Source organism: Hominimerdicola alba 8, assembly GCF_000178155.2.
Taxonomy (GTDB): Bacteria; Bacillota; Clostridia; order Oscillospirales; family Ruminococcaceae; genus Hominimerdicola; species Hominimerdicola alba_C.
Genome location: NZ_ADKM02000075.1, coordinates 97,606 through 123,508, shown reverse-complemented (window position 1 = coordinate 123,508; position 25,903 = coordinate 97,606). Strand labels below are relative to the sequence as shown.

The window sequence follows — 25,903 nt, the reverse complement described above, 5'->3', positions numbered from 1 at the left end:
AGTTATTCTTCTTCGCTGTCTATCAGAAAATACTCTTCTTTTAAATAAACAAGTGAGTAGCCGTCATCATCGTAGTACCCTAACAGCGGATTATAATCACAGTCATCAAATATCCTTAAAGAAAGTTTGTTTCCATCTGAATATTTTCCTGTCGTGAAATATCTCTCGCTTTTCAGTTGTTGTGCAGCATCGTCAGGAAACGGCAAATTCAAATTTTTAAACGACAGTCTGTATTTTTCTGCCAAAGCCTCGTAATCCATGTTTTCAAGAAGCAGATGATTTTGATCAACGATGACTATCTTCTCTTCGCTGTTCTTTTTCTGATATGTTCCCTCTTTTATCTCAAACTCGTTAGATATCGAAGTTGTATAGATATCGTTATCTCCAATATCTGAGGTTTCATCATTGTTACATGAACAAAGTGAGGTAACTAATATTATTGTGAATACAATCAATAATACTCTATTTTTGAAACTAGTGTTCATACAGGTATCTCCATTTATCAGAAACATTATTTAATATGAAAGATAATCATTTGTGTGTATAGACTACACCAAGAAATAGTAATTGCTTACCATTTCTACTTGCAAGTCCAACGGGGCGCACACCACCAAGTGTCTTTTCTACATATTCATCAAGATATACATCATAAAATTCTGTTTTTATAGGTGCTTGCCAGTACCAAGTTTTACCAGATTCACGTTTTACTACACTATCCCAGTCAGCTAGCGTTCCATAATAATGACCATACCCTTCCCAAAAAAGATCAGGCATATCTGCTTTATTTCCTTTGAGTACTATTTTGGATTTATCATTCGTCTTAAAAATTGCCATACCACCTGTAGGCTTGTATGTCCCGTCTTTCGGTATAGCAAGTACATCTTCCTCACCACAGCCCGCGAAAACAGCCACACTCATAACGGCAGCAGTAATAACAGCAAATAATTTTGTTTTTTTCATAAATTAAGACTCCTTACTTATTTTACCTTATTTATCAGCTTCAAATTTTGTGTTACTATTGTTATATTTAAATGTTGTATGAAGGAAGTGAATCTTTTTTCCAGTCTTATCAGATAGTGCATATCCGAAAAAACCCGTGCGATTAGGGTATAAAACATCTATACCATCACTTGTTTTTACATATGTCTTTATTTGAGCACGCCAATACCAATCATTTGAGCCCTCAAATCTTTCCCATTCTCCAAGTTCGCAACATATCTCGTCGTAAAAGTACTTGCCTTCACTATCCACTGACCAACTATATATTCTGCCCTCATCAAGATCGATTACAACTTTACAATTATCGCGTTTAGAAGCAGGCAAAGAATAATATCCAATAGACTTTATAGGTCTATAAGTTCCGCTTTTTGGGATAGCTTCAATATCCGCAGTACTACAGCTTGTAATCGTAGCCATACTAATAACAGCAGCAGTAATAGCAGTAATTAGTTTTGTTTTCTTCATAATTTAAGGCTCCTTTTAACCATACCATATACATATACAATAATAACAGTCGTTGAAAGATCTAACAACAGTTTGCATTATATCAAAAGTTTAAAATTTTGTCAATAACAAATCGGATATTTCATTTTTGTTCATATCGTTTTCGTGATATCTGATATTAATAATAACATTTAATTGTGTAATTCAAACAACGTGCTGATAATAGAACAGTGCAAAGCATACAACACTGATCTTGTTTCTGTAATCAGTCCCAGCCACATGTCCGACAGCTTATTTTTTCGTTCGGTGAAGCCGACGGTATTCCGATGGCGTTTGATGGGTGATGCGCTTGAACTGCTTCATGAAATAGCTTTCTGTAGAATATCCGCACATAACAGTTATCTCTGAAAGCGGGTGATCCGTTTCGGAAAGCAGGCGCTTTGCCTCTTCTACGCGAAAATCTATCAGGTCTTCAAACATGCTTTTTCCGAACAGCTGCTTATAATGTTTTTGCAAAGTGCTTTTTGACAGCCCGCTCTCTTTACAAAGTGCATCGACCGTCCATTGTTCGGCAGATGTTTCGCGCAGCTTTTTACGCAGCATGATCAGCTTTTCATTCAGCGCCGAACGCCTGTGCCCCTGTTCAGTTTCGGAAGTACTGTTCAGTTCATCAGAACATTCGGAATAAAGCCTGTCAAGTGCCTGCGTCAACACAGTAACATAGTTAAGCCATCCTGCATCGTAAACACGGTCATTCTCACCAAATGATACAGATATGACCCCGAACTGCTTTTCATTCAGATGCAGCGGAGAAACAAACACGGTTTCAGGATCGTCTGTGCCTGAAAGGAATGCTGATGCGCTATCTAAAGACATATCAAAGCGGTGTATCTGCGGAGTCCCGTCAGCCTTGCAGGTGGCAGCAAAGACATATTCTCCCGAATGTCTGCGAAGATATATCCCTACCCTTTGCATATGGTAGATATCTTTGCTATGATACAGCGCACACGCCAGAAAATCCGAAACATTTTTTGCCTGTGCCAGAGCAGGAGCCATATTGATGCCGAACGTGTATTCCGACCACATTCGCGGGATCGTTACACAAGGGTCAACAGACAGCTGTTTTGTCGGAATATTGGTGCAGCCACAAGAACTACCTATCAGAAATCCGCTTTTCTGACTTTCCACAGAACTGCATAAAAGCCCTGTCAAATTGCGATGAAGTCGGCGTACCGCATCTGCACCCAACTGAAAATTATTACGCACATATGTCGTCAGCGTTACATCAACATTTGCAGTAAATGGGTACCCGTCATATCCTGTCACCGCAACATCGTCAGGCACACGTACACCTCTTGAGATGAGGGTCTTGATAAGTGCAACAGCCATAACATCATTGCCGCAGACTATAGCTTCAGGCATCTGTAATTCACCTGAAAGCAGCTTTTCGGCATAAGGCTTGACAGAATCATACCAGAATGTGCCGTATTCAAAATAGGTATCATCGAAATATAGTCCATGCTGAGTCATGCGGTCTTTCCATGCTCGCAGTCTTGTCTGTGCCTGAAAGCTGTCCTTCCAACCTGTAAGACAATATATTCTCCTGTATCCGTGAACCTCTATAAGATGTTCGACGACTTTGCCGAACTCATCATAATCATCATACTGCGTGCTGTCAAAAACAGGGTGTGTGCTCTCGTCAACTGTCATGACATATTTCTGCGTTTCCAGCAGCCGATGTTCTATATCTGATATAACGGCAGCACCCATAGTCGTATCATCTTTCAGATAAAGAAAGGCATCAATATCCTTTGCACCGATCATACGGAATATCTCACGTTCAGCCTTTGCATGCGCCTGAACATTATTTTCAAATTGTATCAGCGGCGCAATAATGACCGCATCACAGCCGCAGTGTCTTAGCTGACTGATCGCACCGCGCAAAATATCCTGAACATATACTCTTGAAAGCACAGGTGCAACTATCCCGATAATAGGCTTTTTAATCACATGCCTTCCCTCCCCTTCTATATCTGAACATTTACCGCTTATTCAACACATTTCATGCGGGACATTGTGTCCCTATCTATTGTACTATTATATCATAACAATTTATAATAATCAAGATAATATTACAATCATTGGAAATAAAAATGCGATATTCAGGACAATATTGAATTGACTTTTCGCTTCTGATGCGGTACAATAATAGTACAAAAGTTTTGTTTAAAGAAATAACAAAACTAATACCACAACTGACATTTAGGAGGGAAATATCAATGCAGAAAAAGAAGATCATAGCTGTGCTGGCAGCGGCAGCACTTTATCTGACGCCGTTGACTTCACATATCCGACCGCTTGCATCAGTTTCCGTATCGGCATCTGCGGAAACGATCTCAGATATCCCGCAGGATTATCTTACTGCCTGCGACTGGGTCTGGAAGAATCGTATCGAAACGGAGCGTTCATGTGAAGCATGGTCTACCATCTACGATCAGATCATCGCAGGCAACGGCACACTGCAATACATACTGATATGGCAGTCCTACGAACCGATCACGCTGGCACAAAGACAAAAGCTGCCGCAAATGCTTGAAGAAGCTATAAACAAGTGGAATGACTGCCTTGTGGGCTATGATGACTGGCCGATCGACCACGTAAATGTCAAGATCGTTGGGTATGCTGTACTCGATGAAAGCTGTATCCTTGACCGTCAGCCGGACGAAAAGGTCTACACACAGACCACGACTTCATGGCTGCATGATGACATGGTATCAAGCGGCATGGGTAATTCAAGCGTCCCGACTATCCAGCCAGCCGAACCAACTGCTCTTTCGCGCTATGTACACTGGAACAATAAAAACTGGAACTACAACGGCAGCTACGATAACCGCTATGATATGTACCTTCATGGCATCAAAGGCATGATAAATATGGGCGGCTACGGTTATCACTACGGACAGATACTTTCAGATCAGTCTGTGCTGGGACTTATTGACGGTACGACCACTCAGCATATCCTGCTGCACGAAATGGGACACGGCTTTGGTTTCCCGGATTATTACGGCGGTGAGGGCGAATCTGACGGCTTTCCTCCCGGAGGTTTTCCCGGCGGAAAAGGTTCGATAATGATGGCAGGTTCGTGCAGTTATATCAATACTTTCGACAAATACTTTGCACGCTACACATGGAGCAAGCTAAAAAATGAAGCAGGCAGATTTGACTTGAAAAATGTTCAGCCTGCCGCATCAACAGCTGAATTTACTGACAAGATAACAGCCATCAATATACAGCAGAACGGCTATTCTTCCATAACCTTTGAGAACAACGGCACATACCGTTTCCCTGTCAGCGGCTACTTTGACAGCACTGACAAAGACCTTTCGTTCTATGAGGTCGGAGATACAGTTTCTATCAGCTTCACCTACGATAAGTCTGATATGCTGATAAAAAACATCGATCATATACAGCTTATCAGCTATGACCCGATAAAAGGCACTCTTATCAGCAAAGTCAGTGTCATTGATACCGACTATTATAACTCATGGGGCATCGACACATATCTGCAAAAAGGCGATGTGCTGTTCGGTGACAGAACTGCTGACAGATGCGCTGTCACAGAACTGCCTGACTCACTAATTGGCACGGAAGCTGTACTTACTCCCTGTGATGCAAAATCATCTTCAAAAGAGCAGGCTGCTGTTACTGCAAATAAAGATATTACCCTTTATGTGGGACTTGACAGCCGTGTGACAAATGTACCGTCATGGCTTGGCAGCTTCACAAAAACAAACCGGACAGTAAAAACGAGCAACAATGTTACATTTCTTCTTTATTCTAAAAAAGTAAATGCAGGCGAGAGCGTTAAACTCGGCGCAAACGGGCAGTCCGCAGGCTGCATGAATTACATCGTGCTTGCATCAGCTGCCGCGAACACCTCAATTTCTGATATTTATCCCGAAATAACCGATGTTGCGTACAGCGAACAATATCATCAGATCAGATTTACATGGAAGCCCGTTGACGGCGCTTCAAACTACGGTATTGCAGTATATCTTGCAGGCAAGTGGCGCATACAGACACAGAACATATCTGCATCGGCAACAAGCTACACCACCCCCAAAAATCTCACGGCGGGCAAGACCTACAAAGTCGCTGTTGCTGCTAAGGTCAACGGCGAGTGGACAGCTGAACAGTCTATAAAGCATGCAGTTACCGTCACTGTGAGATAATATCGCTTCGATATCATCGCAGCAGTCGTTCTTTATCAGAACTTTCCCTGCTAACCTATACTCCCCAAAAAGGCGATAAGCCTTTATATGTTAACCAAGCAAAGCGACCAAGAGAGATTGGTCGCTTTTGCTTTTACATAAACAGCCGAGCATGTTAAAAACTCACAGATTGACGGAAAACACGGCTGTTTCATGATGTGATCAATAATATAGATATCAGCGAAAAAACTGATAATTGCAGCCCTGAATTCGCTTAATGACAAGTATGGTCTTTTTCTTCTGAACGGTTTCGAGTTTTACGGCATGCAGGACGATCTTTCAAATATAAGCAGACAGAATATCGTCATAGCATCAGATGCGGCACTCAGCCATATAGCTGAAAAGACTCATATCTCTCCTGAGGAGAACGGCATTACCATCATGTTACCGAATGGTCATAAAGGCAGAGATCAGAGAGCGGTCGATCTATGGCTGGAAATGCTGAGTGAGAATTATGATGTCAAAGTGACATACAAGAACTATGATAAGGCTGAGATAACAGTATTTGACTATATGGGAAACAGCGATATCGCTGCTACTACCCCGGCAGCGGCTGTAGCATCATCTCCTATCATAATATGTGTGCCAAATGCTGCTGACTATAACTTTTTCAATATGCAGACGGTATTTTCCTCAGCAAATAAATCAGAATGCGAAGCACTGCTCAAACGTAACAATATCCATTCGACACGCATAGATGTCAGCACACTGCATTCGCTGACAGACGGATATATCAGAAAAATAATCTCGGTAAGATCTTTCTTTATATTGACTTTTTCTGCTGTTTCGGTATACTATCTGGCACTGCTGGTAAGTACAGTTCTTATGGATATAAGGCTATACAAGCGTGAACGTGCAGTCAAGAAAGTTCTCGGAAGGACTTTTGCTGAAAGATATATGCCGTTCAGCTTAAAAACGACATCACTGCTGGCGGCATCACTTGTGGTGAGCGTTGCAGCTGTTCGCAGATACGATATCGGAAATATAAAAATAATATACATATCAGCTGCGGTGATGCTGGTGACTGAAATTGTTATCGAACTGGCAGCTGCAAAAGCTGATGAACGCCGCAATACTCTGCGGGAACTTAAAGGAGGTGCTTTATGATCAAGCTGGAAAATGTCACAAAAGCATTTGGTACGAATATACTGTTCAGCGGACTCACTTTTGATATCAAAGACGGTGATTTTGTTGTATTTTCAGGCAAAAGCGGCTGTGGCAAGAGCACGTTGCTAAATCTGATAGGCGGAGTCGAAAAGGTGACAGAGGGCAGTATAATAGTCGATGGAACAGACATCACAAAAAACATCAACCGAGTCAGGTATTTCAGTGAAAAAGTTGGATTTTTGTTTCAAAATTTCGCATTGAGCGAAAACAGGACAGTGCGGAAAAACCTTGAAATGGTAGCCAAAAGAAACCGCACAGAAGTTACCATCGAAGAAGCACTGCGTGAAGTGGGAATACTCGAAAAGATAGACGAAAAGGTCTGCACACTTTCGGGCGGTGAACAGCAGAGAATTGCGCTGGCAAGGCTTATGATAAAAAAGTGTGATATCATACTGGCAGATGAGCCGACAGGTTCGCTTGACAAAGATAATGCCATGATAGTAATAAATATACTCAAAAAACAGAACGAAAAAGGTAAAACAGTCATAATGGTAACTCACGACGAAGAACTGAAAAAAGTTGGCAAAAGGGTCATAGTGCTGGACAGTCAAAGCAGCTGAAAATATAATAAGGCCTGAAAGCTGTGACGACCGAGAAAAAATACAAACAATTAGTTTCCAAAATTTACAGTATATGTATTATTATTTAACATAGAATTTGTGAATAATAACATATAAACTTTTGCTAAAATGAATTAATTCTCCGAATATCGTAATTGACTAAACGAACATGATGTGGTATAATAATAGTATGATATAGTATCATTTTATTATTTCATATAAAGGAGAAAGTATAATGAAAAAAACTTTTTCTATTCTTTTGGCAGCTGTATCTGTGCTTATATTTGGGGCAGTTTCTGCTGACGCAGAAGATGTTTCGATCGATACGAATAAGGCTGTTGAAGCCTCAAACGGTGTTACTTTCAGCGTTACTTCAAGAGAACTCGCGGCTTCTCAGTTTAAGGACGATACAAAAATTACCGTTACCTGTGACGGTGCTGAGGGCGATGAAAGCCCTGTGAAGCTGGTGCTAAATTATTGGCATTCCGATGCAGATGTCAACAATGGCATCGGCGAGCCTGCTTCGGCTGAGGTCGAAGCAAGTGAGTTTGCGGACGGTGCAGCGGTATTTGAACAGTCAGCTATACTGGAAGCACTTGGGGATAATGACCTGTCTATGGTCTATTCTATCGATGTACTTGCAGGCGACAAGGCTGTTACCTGTACAGGTTTTGAGGCATCCGATGTTTACTCAAAGGCTGATATGGTCGAAAATGACATTCTTTATGCCAACTGGGTACACCCGCGCAAGCCTAAAGAAACCGATAACTGGGGGCAGAGCGTTTCAATAGGTGTTGACCAGTTCGACACAAGCACTATGACTGATAAAACATGGGTCATAGCACAGTTTGAATCTGATCTGGCTGAAAATATCCCAAATGCTCCCGTAGAATTCATTTTACAGAGCACTGATGACACGGTTTCTCCCAAAGCTAAAAACGGCACTGTATGGAGCAAGGTATCCCCTGTTCTATACAACGAAAATTTTGCACTGTTTGACTACGCTGACATGGTCGATGCCTACGGCACTGATGACATGTCATGTGTTTCGATAGTTTATGTGGGTGACACCGGCAACGGTAAAATAAAATGCACCGACCTTTATGCACTGAGATGCAAGGTGCTTGAAAGTGATATCCCGGCAGAACCCGTGACTTCGGTAGTTCCTGCGGAAGAAAGCACTGTAGAAGATTCTGCCGCCGTATCATCTTCAGCTGAGGTATCGGCAGCAGATGCAACAGACAGTTCAAATACTGATAAGGAGAAAGGTTCGGTTAGAAACAATCTTGTATTAATAATTATCGGCGCAGTTGCGGGCATTGCAGTAGCGGTTCTGATACTGTATATCGTTCTGGGCAGAAAGAGCAGAGAAACTTACGATGTGAACTCACACAAATTCATCAAGAAATAATGGAAACAGCTTGGTACAGCAGTGCCAAGCTGTTTTTTATGTCAGTGAAGTTTTTTGATGACATCTTCTATGGCAGTTCTTTCAGCCATACAACTGCCTTGAAGCATTTTATCCGAACCTCCGCCTTTGCCGTTAAGCGCTGAATTTATCTGAGCAGACATACTTCTGAGCGGCAGACTATCAGAAGCGATAATGTAATTCCAGCCGTTTTCGTTTTGACAAAAAATGCCTGCGGCACCATCCGTAAGTTTGACTGCTTCATTGGCGATATCACGCATAGATGCGGTGTTCAGCCCCTCTGTGAAAACACAAAAACTGCCGCGCGTGCTGTTACTGAGTGAACTGATGATACGCGCAGCTTTCCTTTGCTCGATGTCTGCAAGCTGACGTTTCAGCGCATCGTTCTCATCAATCAAACGCTTTGTCTGCTCTAATATCTTTTCGGGTTTTGCTGAAAGAAGCCTTGAAATAGCGGAAAGCTCGTCCATTCGGTTTCTGATAAGTTCAAAAGCATCAAGACCGCAGAGAATATGCAGCCGTGTGCCGCCCTTGTAGCTTTCAGCCGACAAAACCTTTATAATGCCTATCTGACCTGTTGATGCCACATGAGGCGCACAGCATGCACAGACATCGACACCCTCAATGGTAACTATGCGGACATTTTCAGTCATTTCCAGCTTGCTGCGGTATTCAAGGGTTTTCAGACTTTCGCTGTCCGGATATGAAATGGTGACAGGCAGGTCGGCGGCGATGGCTTTGTTAGCAAGAAATTCGCACTCGATGAGAGTTTCCGTCGGGATAACTCCATCAAGGTCAAGTGTCACATCATCAGAACCCAGATGAAAACCGACATTTTCAAACCCTGTCTTACGGTGGATAACCCCCATAAGCAGATGTTCGCCGGAATGGTTCTGCATGCGGCGAAGTCTGATATCAGCATCGACCTCACCACAGACTTGCATGCCCGCTTCTATGGGAGCAGTGCATTTATGTACGACCTCGCCGTTTTTCTCGTATGTATCTAAGACCTTAACACTGTCTATCAGTCCCACATCGCCTTTCTGCCCGCCTCCCTCAGGAAAAAATGCCGATCTGTCAAGTGTCAGTTCATAGTATTTGCCCGCAGGAGAACATGATGTGACGGTGGCTTCAAAAGTCGTCAGCTTGCTGTTATCATAGAGTCTTTCAGTCATGCAAAACACCTCGTTAACTATTATTTAATGTGGTTATCCCGCTGACACACCACAAAAACAGCGGCTATACAGAACTTAAGGCGGGGGAAAGATATGGGGCGCTCAATTATCCTTTTGTTTACCGCATTTTTAGTTGGTGTGCTAAAGGGATAGTCATATTATTTAAAACATGTTTATTGTAACACGGGCAGTTCAAAAAGTCAATCGCTGAAATTCATCTTTCGTACTTGAAAAGCCGATGTTAAAGTGCTATAATAAAAATAGTTTTGTTATAAAGAAGGTAAGTATATGGAATTTCTGGATATCGTCGATGAAAACGGCGATCCTACAGGTGAGATCATCGACCGTGAGAATGCCCACACAAAGGGCATTCGCCACCGCACCGCACACCTTTGGCTGCTGAGAAAGTGTGGCGGTAAAGTGCAGATACTTTTACAGAAACGCGCTGAAAACAAATCTTCTTATCCCGCGTGCTATGACATTTCAAGTGCGGGGCATATCCCTGCGGGCGTTGACTACGTACCATCTGCGCTGAGAGAACTGAAAGAAGAACTTGGCGTTGATGCTTTGGCTGAGGAACTTACAAGCTGCGGCAAACGTACTATCATCAGTGACGATGTATTTTTCGGAAAAGAATTTCATGACAGGCAGGTTTCAAAAGTCTTTGTGATGTGGCGCGATATTGACGAAAAAGACTTCATTCTTCAAAAGGAAGAAGTTGACAGTGTTCGCTGGGTGGACTTTGAATACTGTATCGAAGCAGTCAAGACCAACAGTTTCAAGCACTGTATCGCCCTCGAAGAGTTGATGATGATACAAAAATATCTTCAAAGTGGCGGTGATGGGCAGTGAGTGTGACAGTAAGGGATCGTGATTTTTCAAAAGGTGCCATCTGGCGGCTCACTCTTTCGCAGGCATTGCCGCTTATGCTGGCACAGCTGGTACAGCTGCTTTACAATGTGGTTGACCGCATCTACATAGGACACATGGACGGCGGTGACAGTATAGCGCTAACAGGTGTGGGGCTTACTTTCCCTGTGATAACTTTTATCGTGGCATTTGCAGCACTTTTCGGTATGGGCGGTGTGCCGCTTTTCTCTATGGCAAACGGTTCGGGCGACAAGTCGCGTGCTGAAAAAATAATGGGCTGTTCCTGCTTTATGCTGTTGGCAGGGGCGGCTGTGCTTACTGTCAGCGGTTATCTTTTCTGCCGACCTATACTTTACCTGCTGGGTGCCAGCGACAGTTCTTACCCATACGCGGCGGATTACCTGCGTATCTATATGGCAGGGACCGTTTTCTCGATGCTGACCACAGGACTGAACAGCTATATCAGCGCTCAGGGATTTCCCAAAACGGGCATGTTCACCACGATCATCGGCGCGGTGCTGAATATGCTGCTTGATCCGCTGTTTATATTTGTATTCGGTCTGGGCATAAAAGGCGCAGCGCTGGCTACCGTCATCAGTCAGATCGTTTCAGCGGTCTGGATAATGCGTTTTCTTGTCTTAAAAGCGCCCATTGGTCTGAAACGGCAGAATATCCATTTCGACAGTAGACTTGCAGGAAACATCTGCAAGCTGGGGACTTCAAATTTTGTGATGCAGGGTACTGCCTGCTTTGTTCAGGCGGCTTGCAACTCAACTTTGCAGACATACGGCGGTGACCTTTATGTCGGCATCATGACGGTACTCAACTCGGTACGCGATGTATTTTTCCTGCCGATAAGCGGTCTGGTCAACGGTTCACAGCCTATCATGGGCTACAATTACGGTGCCAAAAAGTATGACCGTGTAAAGCAGTCGATACGCTTCAATACTCTGGCGGGAGCGGTATACACAGTGTCGGCATGGCTATTGATAGTGATCTTCCCACAGTTCTGGTTCAGGATCTTTTCAAGCGACAGCGCGATCTTAGGACCTGGAGTTGACGCAATAAAGCTGTATTTCTTCGGATTTGTCTTTATGTCGTTCCAGTTTGCGGGGCAGTCAACATTTCAGGCGTTGGGAGCGGCAGGTCGTGCGATATTTTTCTCGCTGCTGAGAAAAGTCATCATCGTGATACCGCTTACACTGATACTGCCGCGTCTTGGTATGGGAGTTAAAGGTGTTTTCATCGCAGAACCCATCTCCAACATGGTAGGCGGACTTGCCAGCTATATCACAATGCGGCTGACAGTCTACAATAAACTTAATGATGACTCAAAAGAGTAAAAAAAACCCGATGCAGTACATTTTGCATCGGGTGTGATCTATTTTATGATAGCTGCTGCGATCTCATAAGCTACACGTTCTCTGTACTCAGGCGGGAACCAGTGACCTAGTCCGCTGAATACAGTAAGTTCACATTTATTGCATGCTTTCACAAGTTTCAGTGAATATTCGGTAGCGACTACAGGGTCGGCAGCACCATGCCATATTCTGATGGGTCTTGTAAACTCTGCCGCTTTAGCTATGACATCGTAGCGCGGAACGCCGTCAAAATAGGTCTTTGTCAGCTTAACGCCCATAAAATCAAACTCACCCTGCAACTCACTTTCCTGCTTTTTCAGCCAGTCATTCGGTATAACGAATGCTGGGTAAACGAGAAAAAGCCCTTCTATATCAGCAAATTCAGGTGCAGTCAGCGCTGAAACAAAACCGCCCTGACTCTCGCCATACAGGTATATATTTTTTATCTGCGTACGTGACCTGACAAGCGATATCATGTCGCGCAGATCAGCCTGTTCTGTCAGAATGCTCATATCAGTTGTCTTACCTGTACTTTTACAGCAGACTCCCCCTCCGTTGAAGTCATAGCATACTGCATATATGCCGCATTCAGCCAACTTCTTAGCCACATCTGCAAGATCATCAGCGCATGAATTAAAGCCGTGACTTAGTATCACAGCAGAGTCACCACCATTTTTCGGGATATATTCGGTGCAGTGTATATTGCCGCGCGGTGTATCTATAATAGATGTATCGATCTGATAATTTGTCATTTTTCCTGCCTCCGTTGTTGATCTCTTATCAAGTTCTTTTATAGCAATCCAACTATTTAAATTCACAAAATTCGGTCGCTAAAGCTCGGATTTATGGGTTTTGTGACCGGATTTTGTCTGAATTTTAAGGCGGATTGCTATATAGCAATCCAACTATTTAAATTCACAAAATCCGGTCGCTAAAGCTCGGATTTATGGGTTTTGCGACCGGATTTTGTCTGAATTTTAAGGCGGATTGCTATAGTGATCTTATGATGCTTTTGGTATAGTTTATGGTGAAGGATATTCATTTTTTTAGGTAATGAGGATCGTCAGACTATTTGTAGGATATTGTTGAACAAAAGGTTTACGCGCGGGTCGATCGTCGAAGTAAGATCGGTGTGATAGTGTCCGTGAAACCAGCCGCGAAATTCCAGCTTTTCGCGCACCTGCTGCAAAAAATCCGTCAGCCGATTTGAGGGATACACGTCAGGGAAACCCAGCATTGCCGCTATCTCTGACTGTATCGGTGTCGGCGCACAGTGAGTAATTACAAAATCTGTCTGCCAGCCTATCCTGTCCAGCGTTTCGATAGCGTGGATATACTCTTCATCAGATGGCATTTCCTGTGTCCATATAGAAGTGCCGAGTGTGCGGAACTCCTTATCGTGTGACTCAGCACCGCCCATCGTAAAAAAGCGCTTTCCTTGCAGTTCAAACATCTCGCCGCGCATAAGATGGTAGATGCTCTCCCCTATCCTGTGGACTTTTCCGCCGTTGAACTCAGTGACTTCATAGTCATCGAGCAGATCGAAATTTTCGTGGTTGCCGTCAACAAAAAGCGTGGTGTACGGCTTTTTATCAAGCCATTTGCGCCACCAGAGATCTTCTTCATCATTGTTCCATACAAGCCCGAAATCACCCGCAATTATCAGAAAATCTTCCTTTGTCATCTCTTTCTGTATCGGATTTGCCTTAGCAGTCAGCTTGCCGATATCGGCGCAGCCATGTATATCTCCCGTTACAAGCACCATAAATTTACCTCCTCACCCAAACTATACCGTATAAATAATTATGACTATCCTTTTAGCGCACCACGCGCCAACTGCCTTAAGTTCTGCAAAACAGCTGTTTTGGTGGTGTGTCAGCAGGATAACCACGTAAATGACCGCTGTGCTTGTGCAAAAATATGAAACTATGTCAGATCGTTATATCCAGCTGAACAGGACAATGATCGCTGCCCATAACATCAGTGAGTATCTTTGAGTCACCGACTTTGTCCATAAGTCTTTCGGAAACAACAAAATAGTCGATGCGCCAGCCTGCGTTGTTCTTGCGGGCGTTGAAGCGATATGACCACCATGAATAAACACCTGTTGTTTCAGGATAAAGCCGCCTGAAAGTATCTGCAAAACCTGCTGCGAGCAGTTCGGTGAATTTGCCGCGTTCCTGATCTGAAAAGCCGGCATTTCCCACATTGCTCTTGGGATTTTTGAGGTCTATCTCCTCATGGGCAACATTGAGGTCGCCGCAGTATATCACGGGTTTTAACTTATCAAGTCCGCAAAGATATGCGCGCATATCGTCCTCAAACTCCATGCGGTAATCGATCCGCTTTAGTTCATTCTGAGCGTTGGGCACATAACAGCATACGAAATAAAAATCGTCATACTCGCATGTGATGACTCTGCCTTCATCAGTGTGAGCGCCGTTCAGTCCGTATGTTACAGCTTTCGGCTCGTTCTTTGTGTAGACCGCTGTGCCGGAATAGCCTTTTTTCACAGCACTGTGAAAGTATTTATGATAGCCTTCGGGTGAAAAATCAGCCTGATCGGGCTGCATTTTTGTTTCCTGTATGCAAAAGATGTCAGCGTCAGCAGACTTGAAAAAATCCTCAAAACCCTTTTGAAGACAAGCCCTGAAACCGTTTACATTCCATGATATAAGTTTCATGATATGGACCTCCGTAAGTACTTAACTTAATCGTTTTCATTTTGTGTAATTATAACATAGCCCGAAAAAAAATGCAATAACTTAAAATCGTATATTTTATGTGTGATTTATTACAGCATTGACTTTTCGGGCGCGATGATGTATAATTTTGATAACAGGGATCATGCGGTCATTGACTGCAAATATTATGAACGGGTGTTTTTATGAAAAAAGAGTATCTGAACGACTGTCCTGATTATCTGGCAGATTATCTTACATACATGCGGCTGGTAAAAGGCAGGAGCGACCGCACTGTTGAAGCGTATTATATCGACCTGCGCACATTTCTGCGTTATCTGCTTATCAACCACAATGATGCTGACCCGAACAAGGTCGAATTTGAAGACATAGCCATATCAGAAGTTCCATTTGATTATATAAAAAAAATAAGGCTGATAGATGCCTACAATTATTTAAAATGGCTCGCTGATGAACGCGGCAACAGCATCAAGACAAGGGCGCGCAAGACATCGGCGCTAAAGCAGTTCTATTCTTATCTTCATCTGAAAAAGGGGCTTATCAGTTCCGACCCAATAGAACAGCTGGAACTTCCGAAACTGCCGAAAACTCTGCCGAAATACCTGACACTTGGCGATGCGCAGAAGCTGCTGGCAGCTGTAGAATCTGCAAATTATGAGCGTGATTACTGTATGATAACACTTTTCCTGAACTGCGGCATGCGTCTTAGCGAACTTTGCGGGCTGAATACGGACGATATCAGCTTTGAGAACGGAACGATGCGTTTATTCGGCAAGGGTTCAAAAGAGCGTATAGTCTATATGAATGATGCCTGTGTTGAAGCACTTAAGGCTTATCTGCCGCGCAGAAGCGCAGTACAGACAACCGATAAGGCGCTGTTTCTGTCGAACCGAAACACGCGCATATCGCGGAGAATGACACAGTATATCGTTGAGGAAAGCCTTAAGAAAGCAGGACTTGGAAACCTTGGCATAACGACACACAAACTTCGCCATACAGCTGCAACGCTTATGTATCAGTACGGAAATGTGGACACGCTTGTGCTTAAAGACATTCTGGGACATGAGAGCCTTGCCACCACCGAGATATACACTCACCTTACAAGCCAGAATTTACGTGATGCCGCAAACGCTAACCCGCTGGCAGATCAGCATATCAGAAAGCACCGAAAAAACAGCGAGGACGATGAAGAATGAAACGGATAGCGATAACCGACATTGATAATATCAGGATAGGTCAGACAGAAGATAAGAAAGCTGCCACAGGCTGCACCGTACTTGTATGCCCCGCCGGAATGAGTGCAGGGCTTGATATTCGCGGCGGCGGACCTGCATCGCGGGAAACTGCTCTGCTGGACCCGCTTGCCATTGCGCAGACCATTCATGCAGTGGTACTGGGCGGCGGAAGCGCTTTCGGACTGGACGCAGCGGGCGGTGTTATGGCACTGCTGGAAGAACGCGGCATCGGACTGGAAGTAGGCATTACAAAAGTTCCGCTGGTGGTACAGTCGGATATATTTGACCTCACGGTCGGTGACGGCAGTGTGCGTCCCGATAAAGCGATGGGCTATGCTGCGGCAAAAGCAGCGCTTGATGCGCCGAATTACCGCGACGGCAATTTTGGGGCGGGCTGCGGCGCTTCTGTTGGCAAATCCTGCGGAATGGAGCACTGTATGAAAACAGGTATAGGCAGCTGCGCTGTACAGATAGGTGACCTTAAGATAGGTGCGGTGACAGTGCTCAATGCGCTGGGTGATGTATTTGACAGCAAGTCGGCTAAAAAAATAGCAGGCATGCTGAACGCAGACAACAGCGGTTTTGCAGACTCGTTAGAATTTATGACACAGCATATAACTCCTGTACAGAACAAGTTTGCTGATAATACCACTATCTCTGCCGTGATGACCAATGCAAAGTTTGATAAGGCACAGCTGTGCAAAATAGCAGGCATGGCACATGACGGTTATGCCAGAAGCATCTCACCTGTACACACTTCGGCAGATGGCGACAGCATTTATGCGCTGTCTGCGGGTGATATTGAAGCTGATATAGATGCGGTCGGCGTGATAGCCGCAGAGGTCATCAGCGAGGCTATAAAATGTGCAGTATACAGCGCTGAGAGTGCTTACGGTCTTTACTCAGCCAAAGACCTGCCATTTTATAGCAATCCGTCTTAAAATTCAGACAAAATCCGGTCACAAAACCCATAAATCCGAGCTTTAGCGACCGGATTTTGTGAATTTAAATAGTTGGATTGCTATAGATGTTACTTTCAGAATGAATAATGCCCCCGAGTGTAAGAAACGCTCGGGGGCATTATTGTTGCTATAAATGAGATACAGTTAACACGATCTGTCAGATCAGATCCTTTATCAGTTCAAAGTATTTATCATCATCGTTTTCAAATATCTCTTCACCTGCAAGCATATAAGCGCGCATCAGGTATTCTGCGGCATCTTCTTTTCCCAATTCGTGTGAGCACTGTCCCAGACGCAGCATAACAAACGGATCTGTTTGACCCGCACCGCTGATATTGGATGCAGCTTCCAGCAAATACGGGTATGCTTTCTCATAATTTTCAAGCATGAACCACGCATCTGCAATAGATGCCTGAAACCACACAGCCTCACTTTGAGCGTTGAGCGGCCGTTCCAGAAGATCCAATCCCTTCAGCCATATCCTGATAGCCTCAGAATATTTTTCTTCATCAAAAAGTTTGTTGCCTTCTTCGGCAATATCATCAATGCTTTTATTTGCCGCTAACGGATCCATATCTTACCGCCTTTCATAATTTGTGATCTGTATCAGTGAAATTATATCACGGAATTCATGCGGTGTCAATAGAAATGTCACAATATTTCTGACCGTTTCCTCCATAAATATATCTGAAAGATGTATTTTGCACCTTTGAATTAAATAGTTAATTATGTCAACACATACAGTGAATTGTAAATCAATTTGTAAGAAATAAACAAAGAGCAACCTTTAGATTGTTAGAAATAGCCGAAATTTTGATTTTTTATTCGTTTATTAATGACAAAAAAGCAGATATCTGCTATAATATATGTTGGAATAAAATGAATATTTTTGCTAATATACTAATCTGCTGAACTATCAAAGGGGTACTTACAGAATGGTTAACAATTCACACAGACGCGGGCATATCAAAGCGGTACACAAGATACAGACTGCTATGATGCTCGGTTTTGCAATATTGGTCATGGCTGCTGTTGTCGCAGTTATGGTGCTCAGCGTCAACAAGACGGACACTGTACTGAAAAACAAGGTGGTTTCCATGACTTCGTCGCTCAGTGTTCAGATGAAGCTGAATCTGGAAAGTTACATGAACCGCATGGAAACCATCGCGACGCTGGCTTTCGGTGAGGAAGAGTCATATACTTATGACGCTACCAGCCCCGACAATGACGAATATGATGCTATAAACACCGAAAAAGTCATCTCCGACAAGCTGTTCAACCTGTGTATAATGGAGAATTTCGTTGACTACGGGATAGTCTACAGAAATAACAGGACGGTCGGTAAGATATCAAACGGTTCGATGTCGCTGTTCGGTGAGCATATGTTTGAAGATCTTAGTGCGATGATAACCAACCAGCGTTTACACGATGGCTGGTTCACGGGATATGAAGGAGATTTCAGACGCATCTACTATGTAAAGCAGGTGCATAAAAATGCAGTACTGTTCATATCTTTCTACGCAAATGAACTGAGCGGTGTATTTGACAATCCCGAAACGCTGGCAGGTATGCAGATAGAACTGGTAGATGGAAATTACAACACACTGTACTCGAAAAACGGCAACGAAGTCGGCACACCGCTGAAATCAGAGATACGTGAACGCATAGAGGGGCATGACTCTGCGACAGCTATGGATAACGACTATCTGGTGTCGGTCAATAAGTGTAATGACTGGTACGTGGTATGCTACATTCCCACACAGCAGATACTTGCTGAGAAAAATGTGATGAAACGTTATATCTATATGGTAGGCGTTATCGCGATGGTGCTGGCTGCGACGCTGGGCATGTATCTCAGCTGGCTGCTGACAAAGCCTGTAAAGGCTATGGTATCAGAACTTGACAACAAAGCATCTACCGACAGGCTGACGGGTATACTGAATAAACTGACTTTTGAGGAACTTGCAGGCACAACATTGCAAAATTCCCTAGACAGCGAGCGGCGTGCTATGGTCATACTCGATATAGATGACTTCAAAAGGGTAAATGACACACTGGGTCATGCGGCGGGTGACAAGCTGCTGGCAGGCACAGGAGGGGTGCTGCGTCAGGTGTTCTCGGACGATGATTATCTGGGGCGTATCGGCGGTGACGAATTCTGTGTGCTTGTGAATACTGCAAGCAAAGACGATGATGAGTTCATCGCACATATAAAGGAAAGATGCGAGGCTCTTAACAAGGCATTCCATGACAACAGCACCGCTGCTGAGTACGGCTATCAGGTGACTGCAAGTATAGGCGCGGCGCTTTACCCTAAGGACGGCAAAAGTTTTGAAGAACTCTACTCAGCCTGCGACAAAGCTATGTACAGAGCTAAGAAGAGCGGCAAGGACGGCTTCACTTTCTATGACGGAGAAAGCGGTGATGCAGAATGAAAAAACGTATACCGGCACTGGCTCTGACGATCTGTTTGGCGGCAGAACTTGCGGGCTGTGGTGAAACACAAAACGTAGTGGTAGACCAGAATGTGCAGACCGAGATAACTCTTTCCTGGTGGGGCAACGACGCCCGAAGCGAGTATACGCTCGAAGCGATAGAGGAATTCGAGAAACTGCACCCCGATATAAAAGTCAAGTGCAGCTATTCGGAATGGTCGGGCTATGAAGCGAGAAATCAGGTAAGAATGATATCAGGTACAGAAACCGATGTCATGCAGATAAACGTCAACTGGCTGAACCAATATTCACCTGAGGGTGACGGATATTATGACATCTCAACGCTCTCAGATGTAGTTGATCTCTCAAACTTCCCCGACGATGTGCTTGAATACGGCATTCGCGGAGGAAAGCTGAACGCTGTACCGATCGCGATGAACGCAGAAACAATGTACATCAACAAGACCATTTATGACAGCTATGGTCTGGCTGTGCCCAAGACATGGGACGACCTTTTTGAGGCGGCAAAAATAATGAGCCCTGACGGTGTCTACCCCATGGCATGCGCCGATAAAAGTATGTGGCTGACACTGGTAGCTTATGCCGAACAGAACAACGGCAAGCATTTCTACAATGATAATAATGAGATCACATTCAAAGCAGAAGATTTTCAGCTAATGATGGAATTCTACAAGCGGCTGGTCGATGAAAAAGTAGTACCGCTTATAGAGGATTACCAGAGATTCAATATGCAGAACGGAAAGTATGCGGGTTCTGTCGGCTGGGTCAGTGATGCGCTGAATTTCTATAAAAATGTCATTGCTGACGGTCAGGAAGTTGTGGCGGCGGATTACCCGGTCATCGAGGGTATGCCCAGCGGCACAGGCTGGTATGCTAAGCCTGCGACTTTATACGCGATAAGCAAAAATACAGAACACCCGCAAGAAGCCGCCATACTGCTCGACTACATGCTGAACAGCAGTGAAATGGCAAAGTATCAGGGCGTAGAGAAAGGTATACCGATCAGCGCAGCAGCAAGGGATTACCTCGATGAGATCGGCGAACTTTCAGGTCTGCAATATGAGGCTTCGCTGGTCATGGAGAACAATCAGTACATAAGTTCGATGAATTCGCTCATTGAGAACAGTACCCTCTTTAATGATTTCATCGATGCCAGCAACCTTTATGTGTTCAACAAGGCAACATCAGAGGAAGCGGCACAAGGTCTGTACGAAAAATACAGCGAGAAATACGCGATGGCACAATGATATTTGGATAAAAAAATGTTTTTTTCGGAAAAATTTGTGAAAAACACTTGCTATTTTCAGAAAAATATTGTATAATAATTTGTGTTGATAAATTTTTTAACAAGGAGAGTTAAAACTATGAAAATGCTTGATTCTATCGGTTTCGTATCCGAATTCGACAAAGAAGTCGGCGATGCTATGGGTCTTGAACTGGCTCGCCAGAGAAGAAATCTCGAACTTATCGCCAGCGAGAACATCGTTTCGCCTGCTGTTATGGCAGCTATGGGCAGCGTGCTGACAAACAAGTACGCTGAGGGTTATCCAGGAAAGAGATACTACGGCGGCTGTGAGGACGTTGATATCGTTGAACAGATCGCTATTGACAGAGCATGCAAGCTGTTCGGCGCAAAGTTTGCAAACGTTCAGCCTCACTCCGGCGCACAGGCTAACACCGCAGTTTATTTCGCACTGCTCCAGCCCGGCGACACCGTTATGGGCATGAGCCTTGATAACGGCGGTCACCTCACACATGGTTCACCTGTCAATATCTCCGGTAAGTATTTCAACTTCGTTCCTTACGGCGTTGATGACAACGGCTTCATCGACTATGATGCTATGGAGAAGCAGGCACAGGAAGTTAAGCCTAAGCTGATCGTTGCAGGTGCATCTGCATATCCAAGGATCATCGATTTCGAGAGGATCTCTGCTATCGCTAAGAGCATCGGTGCATATTTCATGGTAGATATGGCACATATCGCAGGTCTGGTAGCTTCGGGTCAGCACCCATCCCCTGTTCCTTTCGCTGACATTACAACTACAACAACTCACAAGACTCTGAGAGGTCCTCGCGGCGGTCTGATACTGACCAATGATGAGGCTCTGGCTAAGAAGATAAACAGCGCTATATTCCCGGGTACACAGGGCGGCCCTCTGATGCACGTTATCGCAGGTAAGGCTGTTTGCTTCGGTGAGGCTCTCAAGCCTGAATTCAAGGCTTATGGTGAGCAGATCGTAAAGAACGCTCAAAGACTTGCTAAGGGTCTGGTAGACAAGGGCTTTGCACTTGTTTCGGGCGGCACTGACAATCATCTGATGCTGGCTGATCTCAGACCTTTCAACATCACAGGCAAGGAACTGCAGAACAAGCTGGATGAGGTATACATCACTGTTAACAAGAACGCTATACCTAACGACCCTCAGAGCCCGTTCGTGACCAGCGGCGTGCGCATCGGTACACCCGCAGTTACTACAAGAGGACTGGTAGAAGAGGATATGGATGTTATAGCTGAGTGCATCTATCTGACTGCTTCTGACTTTGACGCAAACGCTGAAAAGGTTCGCGGTATGGTAACAGATATCTGCAAGAAGTATCCCCTGTACGAATAAGCAATAATTACAAGCCCGCAGAACGGTTCTGCGGGCTTTTTTATACTTGACAATATACGTGGAATATGCTATAATATTCGTATAAGCAGTTCGGCGTCCGTGGGCGGACGCTTTTTTGTTGGAGGTGCCCGACGCTCATGATAAGGCTTTCATTTATAAAAATATTGCCCGAAAGTTCTGACAAGCTGAATAGCTTGAAAGGCTGGAACAAACTGTCAGAGGCACAGAAAATACTGGCTGAACACAAGGGCGTTGTTTTCGCACTTGATGACGGTGAGTCGATCAAAGCCGCATCTGTTATTGTGTTTGATATGGGCGATGAAGTGCTGACTACAGCACTTCGCAAACTGTATCTTGCAGACTTGTATGCCGATATGGAAACAGAAAGTGAATATAAAGGTATGATGCTGGAATACACCATCAATCAAGCGGCATATATGGGATATGATAACATGTCTGTTATTGTTAAGTCAGGCAACTTGACAACGCTTAAATTTTTCGCATATCACGGTTTCGATAAAATAATAAGAGTTGATGAGAAGAACGGCGATGTAGTCCTGCAAAGGAATGTCAAAACAGTCATGAAATGCTGCGGCAAGTAAGTGACAAGTGATACGCCTTTACATCGACTTATAGGAGTGATATCATTGGAAAAGTTGAATTTGATCGGCACTCAGCCTTTTGAAACTAAGCGCATGAAGCTGAGGGCATTTAAGCTGAGTGATGCGCAGTACATTTATAAAAACTGGGCATCAAACGAAAACGTGACGAAATATCTCACATGGAACACGCATGAAAACCTTGAAGTCAGCACAAAATTCTGTGTTGAACGCACCAAACTTTCAGGAAGGACTGATAACTTCGACTGGGTGATGGTGCTGAATGAAACAAGCGAACCTGTCGGCAGTATCGGAGTTATTCGCGTGGACACCGACAAAAGTGAGGCAGAAATAGGCTATGTTCTTGGCGAGGACTGGTGGAACAAGGGTCTTATGACCGAAGCATTGGAACCTGTGCTGGCTTATCTGTTTTTTGTGGTGGGCTTTGATACTGTGGTCGCTGAACACATGTCTGACAATAAAGCAAGCGGTCGTGTGCTTGAAAAGTGCGGTATGAAGCAGTGTGGATCTTCAAAGAAAGTGCTTGAAAACAAAGGCGGTCATGAAGTTGAAACAAAGGTCTACAAAATGACAAAGCCTGAATGGTACGCTAAAAATATCAGATTTTGACTTATCGAAAATATGTGTCAAGATAAGCATCTTTACACATAATCGCGTATAAATTTCAACAAAAAAGGGTGATCTAAAAATGCCAATTAAAATACCAAATGATCTTCCCGCTTTTAAGGCGCTGGAAAAAGAACGAATATTTGTTATTCCAAACGACAGAGCTGAGCACCAGGATATACGTGCGCTTAGCATTGCTATTCTCAATCTGATGCCTGATAAGATCACCACCGAAACACAGCTTCTCAGGTTGTTAAGTAACACGCCTTTACATGTCGATATTGAACTTATCCAAATGAGCAGTCATGTTTCCAAAAACACTTCGCAGGAACATATGCTTGCGTTTTATAAGTCTTTTGAAGAAGTTAAGGATAACCGTTATGACGGACTTATCATCACCGGTGCACCGATAGAACTTCTGGAATATGAACAGGTGGACTATTGGGAGGAATTATGCCGCGTACTTGACTGGTCGCTGACCCATGTCTACTCCACTATCCACATTTGCTGGGGTGCGCAGGCGGCACTGTATTATCACTACGGCATACCGAAATATCCGCTGGATAATAAGATGTTCGGCAACTTCAAGCATCACATTGAGCACCCCGAAAGTCTGATACTCAAAGGTTTTGGCGATGTTTTTCACTGCCCGCACTCGCGCCATACAGAAGTTCGTCATGAAGATATTGTAAAGGTTTCTGACTTGACTATTCTGGCAGAGTCCTATGAAGCCGGGGTACAGCTTGTCTGTGACAGCAGTGAGAGATTGTTCTTCCAGCTGGGACACTGGGAGTATGACAGGGAAACTCTTGCTAAAGAGTATTTCAGAGATGTCCGCAAAGGGCAGAAAATACAGATACCATACAATTATTTTCCCGGCAATGACCCCTATCAGCAGCCTATTTTTAACTGGAGTTGTTCAGCAAATCTTCTCTACTCAAATTGGCTGAACTATTGCGTTTACCAGAGAACTCCATATGACCTTGCTGATCTGCGGCCTATAATCGAAGCCGGCAATAATATATGAGCACGTCAAGACATGTTGCCGAAAATTTCAAAGTAGGCGCTTTGCTGAGTTTTGTGGGCGGATATTTGGACACTTATACCTACATCTGCCGCGATGGAGTTTTTGCCAACGCACAGACAGGTAATATCGTGCTGATGGGACTTCGGCTGACTGATGGGGAGTTCAGAGAAGCTGTACACTATCTGATACCTATTTTATCCTTTGTTATCGGCGTTATCGCAGTAGAGCTTATAAAATGGCGGTTCAATGATGCTCCGAAAGTTCACTGGCATCAGCTCACACTTCTGGTTGAAATGGCTATACTCGCGGCAGTCGGTTTTATTACGAACAGCCGCAACGATCTTGCTAATATTCTTGTATCTTTGACCTGTGCTATGCAGGTAGAAGGATTCAGACGGCTCAACGGAAATGCTTATGCTACCACGATGTGTACGGGAAATCTGCGAAGCGGCAGCGAAAGCCTGTTTAATTTCTTTAAGTCAAAGGATAGCACTGAATTACGCAAGGCACTTTCATATTTTGGCATAATAGGTATATTTATAATCGGCGCAGGGTTTGGTGCGGTCATTACAAGAGTGATCGGACTTAAAGCGGTGTTTTTATGTATTGTAGGACAAGCATGCGCACTGGCTGTTCTGAAAGTAAACGGAAACGATAATTGCAGTGATGAATAAAAAGACGGGAAATACGCTGTTTCCCGTCTTTTTTTCATACCAGTTTTTTCAGTTGAGAGATCCATGCTTCTGCCATCTCCCGGTGACCGCGTTTGGTGCAGTGCATGTCCGACAAAGTATCACAGCATATGCCTGTGCCATGAAGGTCTGCAAGCAGAACTTTTTCTGAACTGCAAACCTCCCGAATAATTTCGTTGTAGGCTTCCAGCGGAGTACCGGCACTGTTCTTGTTCAGCTTTTCTGAAAGGTCGGGGCGGTAGAAAATGTAATTCTGCATAATAGTTCCGCAAATGATCTTTGAGTCGGGGAAGCTATCTTTAAGCCGCCTGAGCATCAGTCTGTAAGCGCCTTTAAAACTCATTTCGTCATCAGTTTTATCTGATGTCAGAGGTACGCTGAAGCCGAAATCATTGTAGCCCAGATAGACAAGTATGATATCAGGCATTTGGGCACTTTTAAGGTATTTCATGCGCTGCGGGCTGCACCCTGACGGAAAACTATCCCCGGAAACACGACTGCCGGAATAGGACGCATTCACCAGAAGTTCCCATCTGAACTCACTCAGCACTTTTCCCCACCAAGTATCGCTCACATCAGCCAGTCCATGACGCATGCAGTTGTCTGTATTGTAATATATGATATGACCTTCGGGGTTCATATCACGGAATGTACTTATTGAGTCGCCGTATATTGAAACAGTCATTTTCTCGCCTTTTTCACGTTATTTGTGTAT

At 44.1% G+C, this 25,903-nt stretch carries 25 protein-coding genes; 15 read left to right on the top strand and 10 right to left on the bottom strand.

Annotation, left to right across the window (positions count from 1 at the left end; genetic code table 11):
- Window positions 1-2: 2 nt before the first annotated feature.
- The 4 genes from CUS_RS08200 to CUS_RS08185 form a co-directional block, all read right to left on the bottom strand.
- A complete protein-coding gene (locus tag CUS_RS08200; protein ID WP_002849245.1) occupies window positions 3-485 on the bottom strand; it encodes a hypothetical protein in 483 nt (160 codons plus the stop codon).
- A gap of 46 nt (window positions 486-531) precedes the next feature.
- Window positions 532-960, bottom strand: coding sequence for a hypothetical protein (locus tag CUS_RS08195; protein ID WP_002849194.1), 429 nt, complete (start codon window positions 958-960; stop codon window positions 532-534).
- Between the two features lie 27 nt (window positions 961-987).
- Entirely contained in the window at window positions 988-1,464 is a 477-nt protein-coding gene (locus tag CUS_RS08190; RefSeq protein ID WP_037276929.1) for a hypothetical protein, read from the bottom strand.
- Window positions 1,465-1,734: 270 nt separating this feature from the next.
- Entirely contained in the window at window positions 1,735-3,453 is a 1,719-nt protein-coding gene (locus tag CUS_RS08185; protein WP_002849444.1) for a substrate-binding domain-containing protein, read from the bottom strand.
- A 269-nt stretch (window positions 3,454-3,722) separates the two neighbouring features.
- On the opposite strand from CUS_RS08185, the gene CUS_RS18580 reads away from it, so the two are divergent.
- The 4 genes from CUS_RS18580 (at window position 3,723) to CUS_RS08165 (ending at window position 8,852) form a co-directional block, all read left to right on the top strand.
- Window positions 3,723-5,675 carry a hypothetical protein gene (locus CUS_RS18580; protein ID WP_050792213.1) on the top strand — a complete coding sequence of 651 codons (1,953 nt, stop codon included), beginning with the start codon at window positions 3,723-3,725 and terminating at the stop codon, window positions 5,673-5,675.
- A 303-nt stretch (window positions 5,676-5,978) separates the two neighbouring features.
- Complete coding sequence (locus CUS_RS08175) at window positions 5,979-6,821, top strand: hypothetical protein (protein WP_002849233.1); 843 nt, start codon at window positions 5,979-5,981, stop codon at window positions 6,819-6,821.
- On the top strand, window positions 6,818-7,441 hold the full coding sequence (locus CUS_RS08170; RefSeq protein WP_002849455.1) for an ABC transporter ATP-binding protein: 624 nt from the start codon (window positions 6,818-6,820) through the stop codon (window positions 7,439-7,441). The genes CUS_RS08175 and CUS_RS08170 overlap by 4 nt, the downstream gene beginning before the upstream one ends.
- A gap of 235 nt (window positions 7,442-7,676) precedes the next feature.
- Window positions 7,677-8,852, top strand: a complete 1,176-nt coding sequence (locus CUS_RS08165; protein WP_037276928.1) for a hypothetical protein — start codon at window positions 7,677-7,679, stop codon at window positions 8,850-8,852.
- A gap of 41 nt (window positions 8,853-8,893) precedes the next feature.
- Here CUS_RS08165 and CUS_RS08160 read toward each other — a convergent pair whose 3' ends face one another.
- Entirely contained in the window at window positions 8,894-10,045 is a 1,152-nt protein-coding gene (locus tag CUS_RS08160; RefSeq protein ID WP_002849379.1) for an alanyl-tRNA editing protein, read from the bottom strand.
- Between the two features lie 288 nt (window positions 10,046-10,333).
- Here CUS_RS08160 and CUS_RS08155 point away from each other — a divergent pair, with 288 nt between their 5' ends.
- Both CUS_RS08155 and CUS_RS08150 read left to right on the top strand, forming a co-directional pair.
- Window positions 10,334-10,897, top strand: coding sequence for an NUDIX hydrolase (locus tag CUS_RS08155; protein ID WP_002849446.1), 564 nt, complete (start codon window positions 10,334-10,336; stop codon window positions 10,895-10,897).
- Window positions 10,894-12,258, top strand: a complete 1,365-nt coding sequence (locus tag CUS_RS08150; protein ID WP_002849253.1) for an MATE family efflux transporter — start codon at window positions 10,894-10,896, stop codon at window positions 12,256-12,258. The genes CUS_RS08155 and CUS_RS08150 overlap by 4 nt, the downstream gene beginning before the upstream one ends.
- 38 nt (window positions 12,259-12,296) lie before the next feature.
- On the opposite strand, the gene CUS_RS08145 is transcribed toward CUS_RS08150, so the two are convergent.
- The 3 genes from CUS_RS08145 to CUS_RS08135 all read right to left on the bottom strand — a co-directional run bounded on the left by CUS_RS08145 (window position 12,297) and on the right by CUS_RS08135 (window position 14,960).
- The gene (locus CUS_RS08145) at window positions 12,297-13,028 is read right to left on the bottom strand and encodes an alpha/beta hydrolase (protein WP_002849222.1); all 732 of its coding nucleotides are present in this window, start codon (window positions 13,026-13,028) and stop codon (window positions 12,297-12,299) included.
- 311 nt (window positions 13,029-13,339) lie between these two features.
- Window positions 13,340-14,041 (bottom strand): metallophosphoesterase family protein, encoded by a 702-nt coding sequence (locus CUS_RS08140; protein WP_002849427.1) that lies wholly within the window; start codon window positions 14,039-14,041, stop codon window positions 13,340-13,342.
- 166 nt (window positions 14,042-14,207) lie between these two features.
- Window positions 14,208-14,960, bottom strand: a complete 753-nt coding sequence (locus CUS_RS08135) for an exodeoxyribonuclease III (RefSeq protein ID WP_002849409.1) — start codon at window positions 14,958-14,960, stop codon at window positions 14,208-14,210.
- A gap of 203 nt (window positions 14,961-15,163) precedes the next feature.
- Here CUS_RS08135 and CUS_RS08130 point away from each other — a divergent pair, with 203 nt between their 5' ends.
- Both CUS_RS08130 and CUS_RS08125 read left to right on the top strand, forming a co-directional pair.
- Window positions 15,164-16,174: a tyrosine recombinase XerC gene (locus CUS_RS08130; protein WP_002849283.1), complete on the top strand. Its 1,011-nt coding sequence runs from the start codon at window positions 15,164-15,166 to the stop codon at window positions 16,172-16,174.
- Entirely contained in the window at window positions 16,171-17,154 is a 984-nt protein-coding gene (locus CUS_RS08125) for a P1 family peptidase (RefSeq protein ID WP_002849196.1), read from the top strand. Before CUS_RS08130 ends, CUS_RS08125 begins: the two co-directional genes overlap by 4 nt.
- A 178-nt stretch (window positions 17,155-17,332) precedes the next feature.
- Here the strand turns inward: CUS_RS08125 and CUS_RS08120 are convergent, their stop codons facing one another.
- Window positions 17,333-17,749: a hypothetical protein gene (locus CUS_RS08120; protein WP_002849298.1), complete on the bottom strand. Its 417-nt coding sequence runs from the start codon at window positions 17,747-17,749 to the stop codon at window positions 17,333-17,335.
- A 361-nt stretch (window positions 17,750-18,110) separates the two neighbouring features.
- Here CUS_RS08120 and CUS_RS08115 point away from each other — a divergent pair, with 361 nt between their 5' ends.
- From CUS_RS08115 to CUS_RS08085, 7 genes are all read left to right on the top strand, one after another.
- Window positions 18,111-19,610, top strand: coding sequence for a sensor domain-containing diguanylate cyclase (locus CUS_RS08115; protein WP_002849435.1), 1,500 nt, complete (start codon window positions 18,111-18,113; stop codon window positions 19,608-19,610).
- Entirely contained in the window at window positions 19,607-20,878 is a 1,272-nt protein-coding gene (locus CUS_RS08110) for an ABC transporter substrate-binding protein (protein ID WP_002849458.1), read from the top strand. Before CUS_RS08115 ends, CUS_RS08110 begins: the two co-directional genes overlap by 4 nt.
- Window positions 20,879-20,995: 117 nt before the next feature.
- Window positions 20,996-22,243: a serine hydroxymethyltransferase gene (gene glyA / locus CUS_RS08105; RefSeq protein ID WP_002849346.1), complete on the top strand. Its 1,248-nt coding sequence runs from the start codon at window positions 20,996-20,998 to the stop codon at window positions 22,241-22,243.
- 137 nt (window positions 22,244-22,380) lie between these two features.
- Window positions 22,381-22,845: a hypothetical protein gene (locus CUS_RS08100; RefSeq protein ID WP_002849275.1), complete on the top strand. Its 465-nt coding sequence runs from the start codon at window positions 22,381-22,383 to the stop codon at window positions 22,843-22,845.
- A 45-nt stretch (window positions 22,846-22,890) separates the two neighbouring features.
- Window positions 22,891-23,472, top strand: a complete 582-nt coding sequence (locus CUS_RS08095; protein WP_002849448.1) for a GNAT family N-acetyltransferase — start codon at window positions 22,891-22,893, stop codon at window positions 23,470-23,472.
- A 79-nt stretch (window positions 23,473-23,551) separates the two neighbouring features.
- On the top strand, window positions 23,552-24,496 hold the full coding sequence (gene metA / locus CUS_RS08090) for a homoserine O-acetyltransferase MetA (protein WP_002849281.1): 945 nt from the start codon (window positions 23,552-23,554) through the stop codon (window positions 24,494-24,496).
- Window positions 24,493-25,170, top strand: coding sequence for a YoaK family protein (locus CUS_RS08085; RefSeq protein ID WP_002849501.1), 678 nt, complete (start codon window positions 24,493-24,495; stop codon window positions 25,168-25,170). The genes metA and CUS_RS08085 overlap by 4 nt, the downstream gene beginning before the upstream one ends.
- A gap of 34 nt (window positions 25,171-25,204) precedes the next feature.
- Here CUS_RS08085 and CUS_RS18575 read toward each other — a convergent pair whose 3' ends face one another.
- Window positions 25,205-25,873, bottom strand: coding sequence for an SGNH/GDSL hydrolase family protein (locus tag CUS_RS18575; protein ID WP_002849438.1), 669 nt, complete (start codon window positions 25,871-25,873; stop codon window positions 25,205-25,207).
- Window positions 25,874-25,903: the final 30 nt, after the last annotated feature.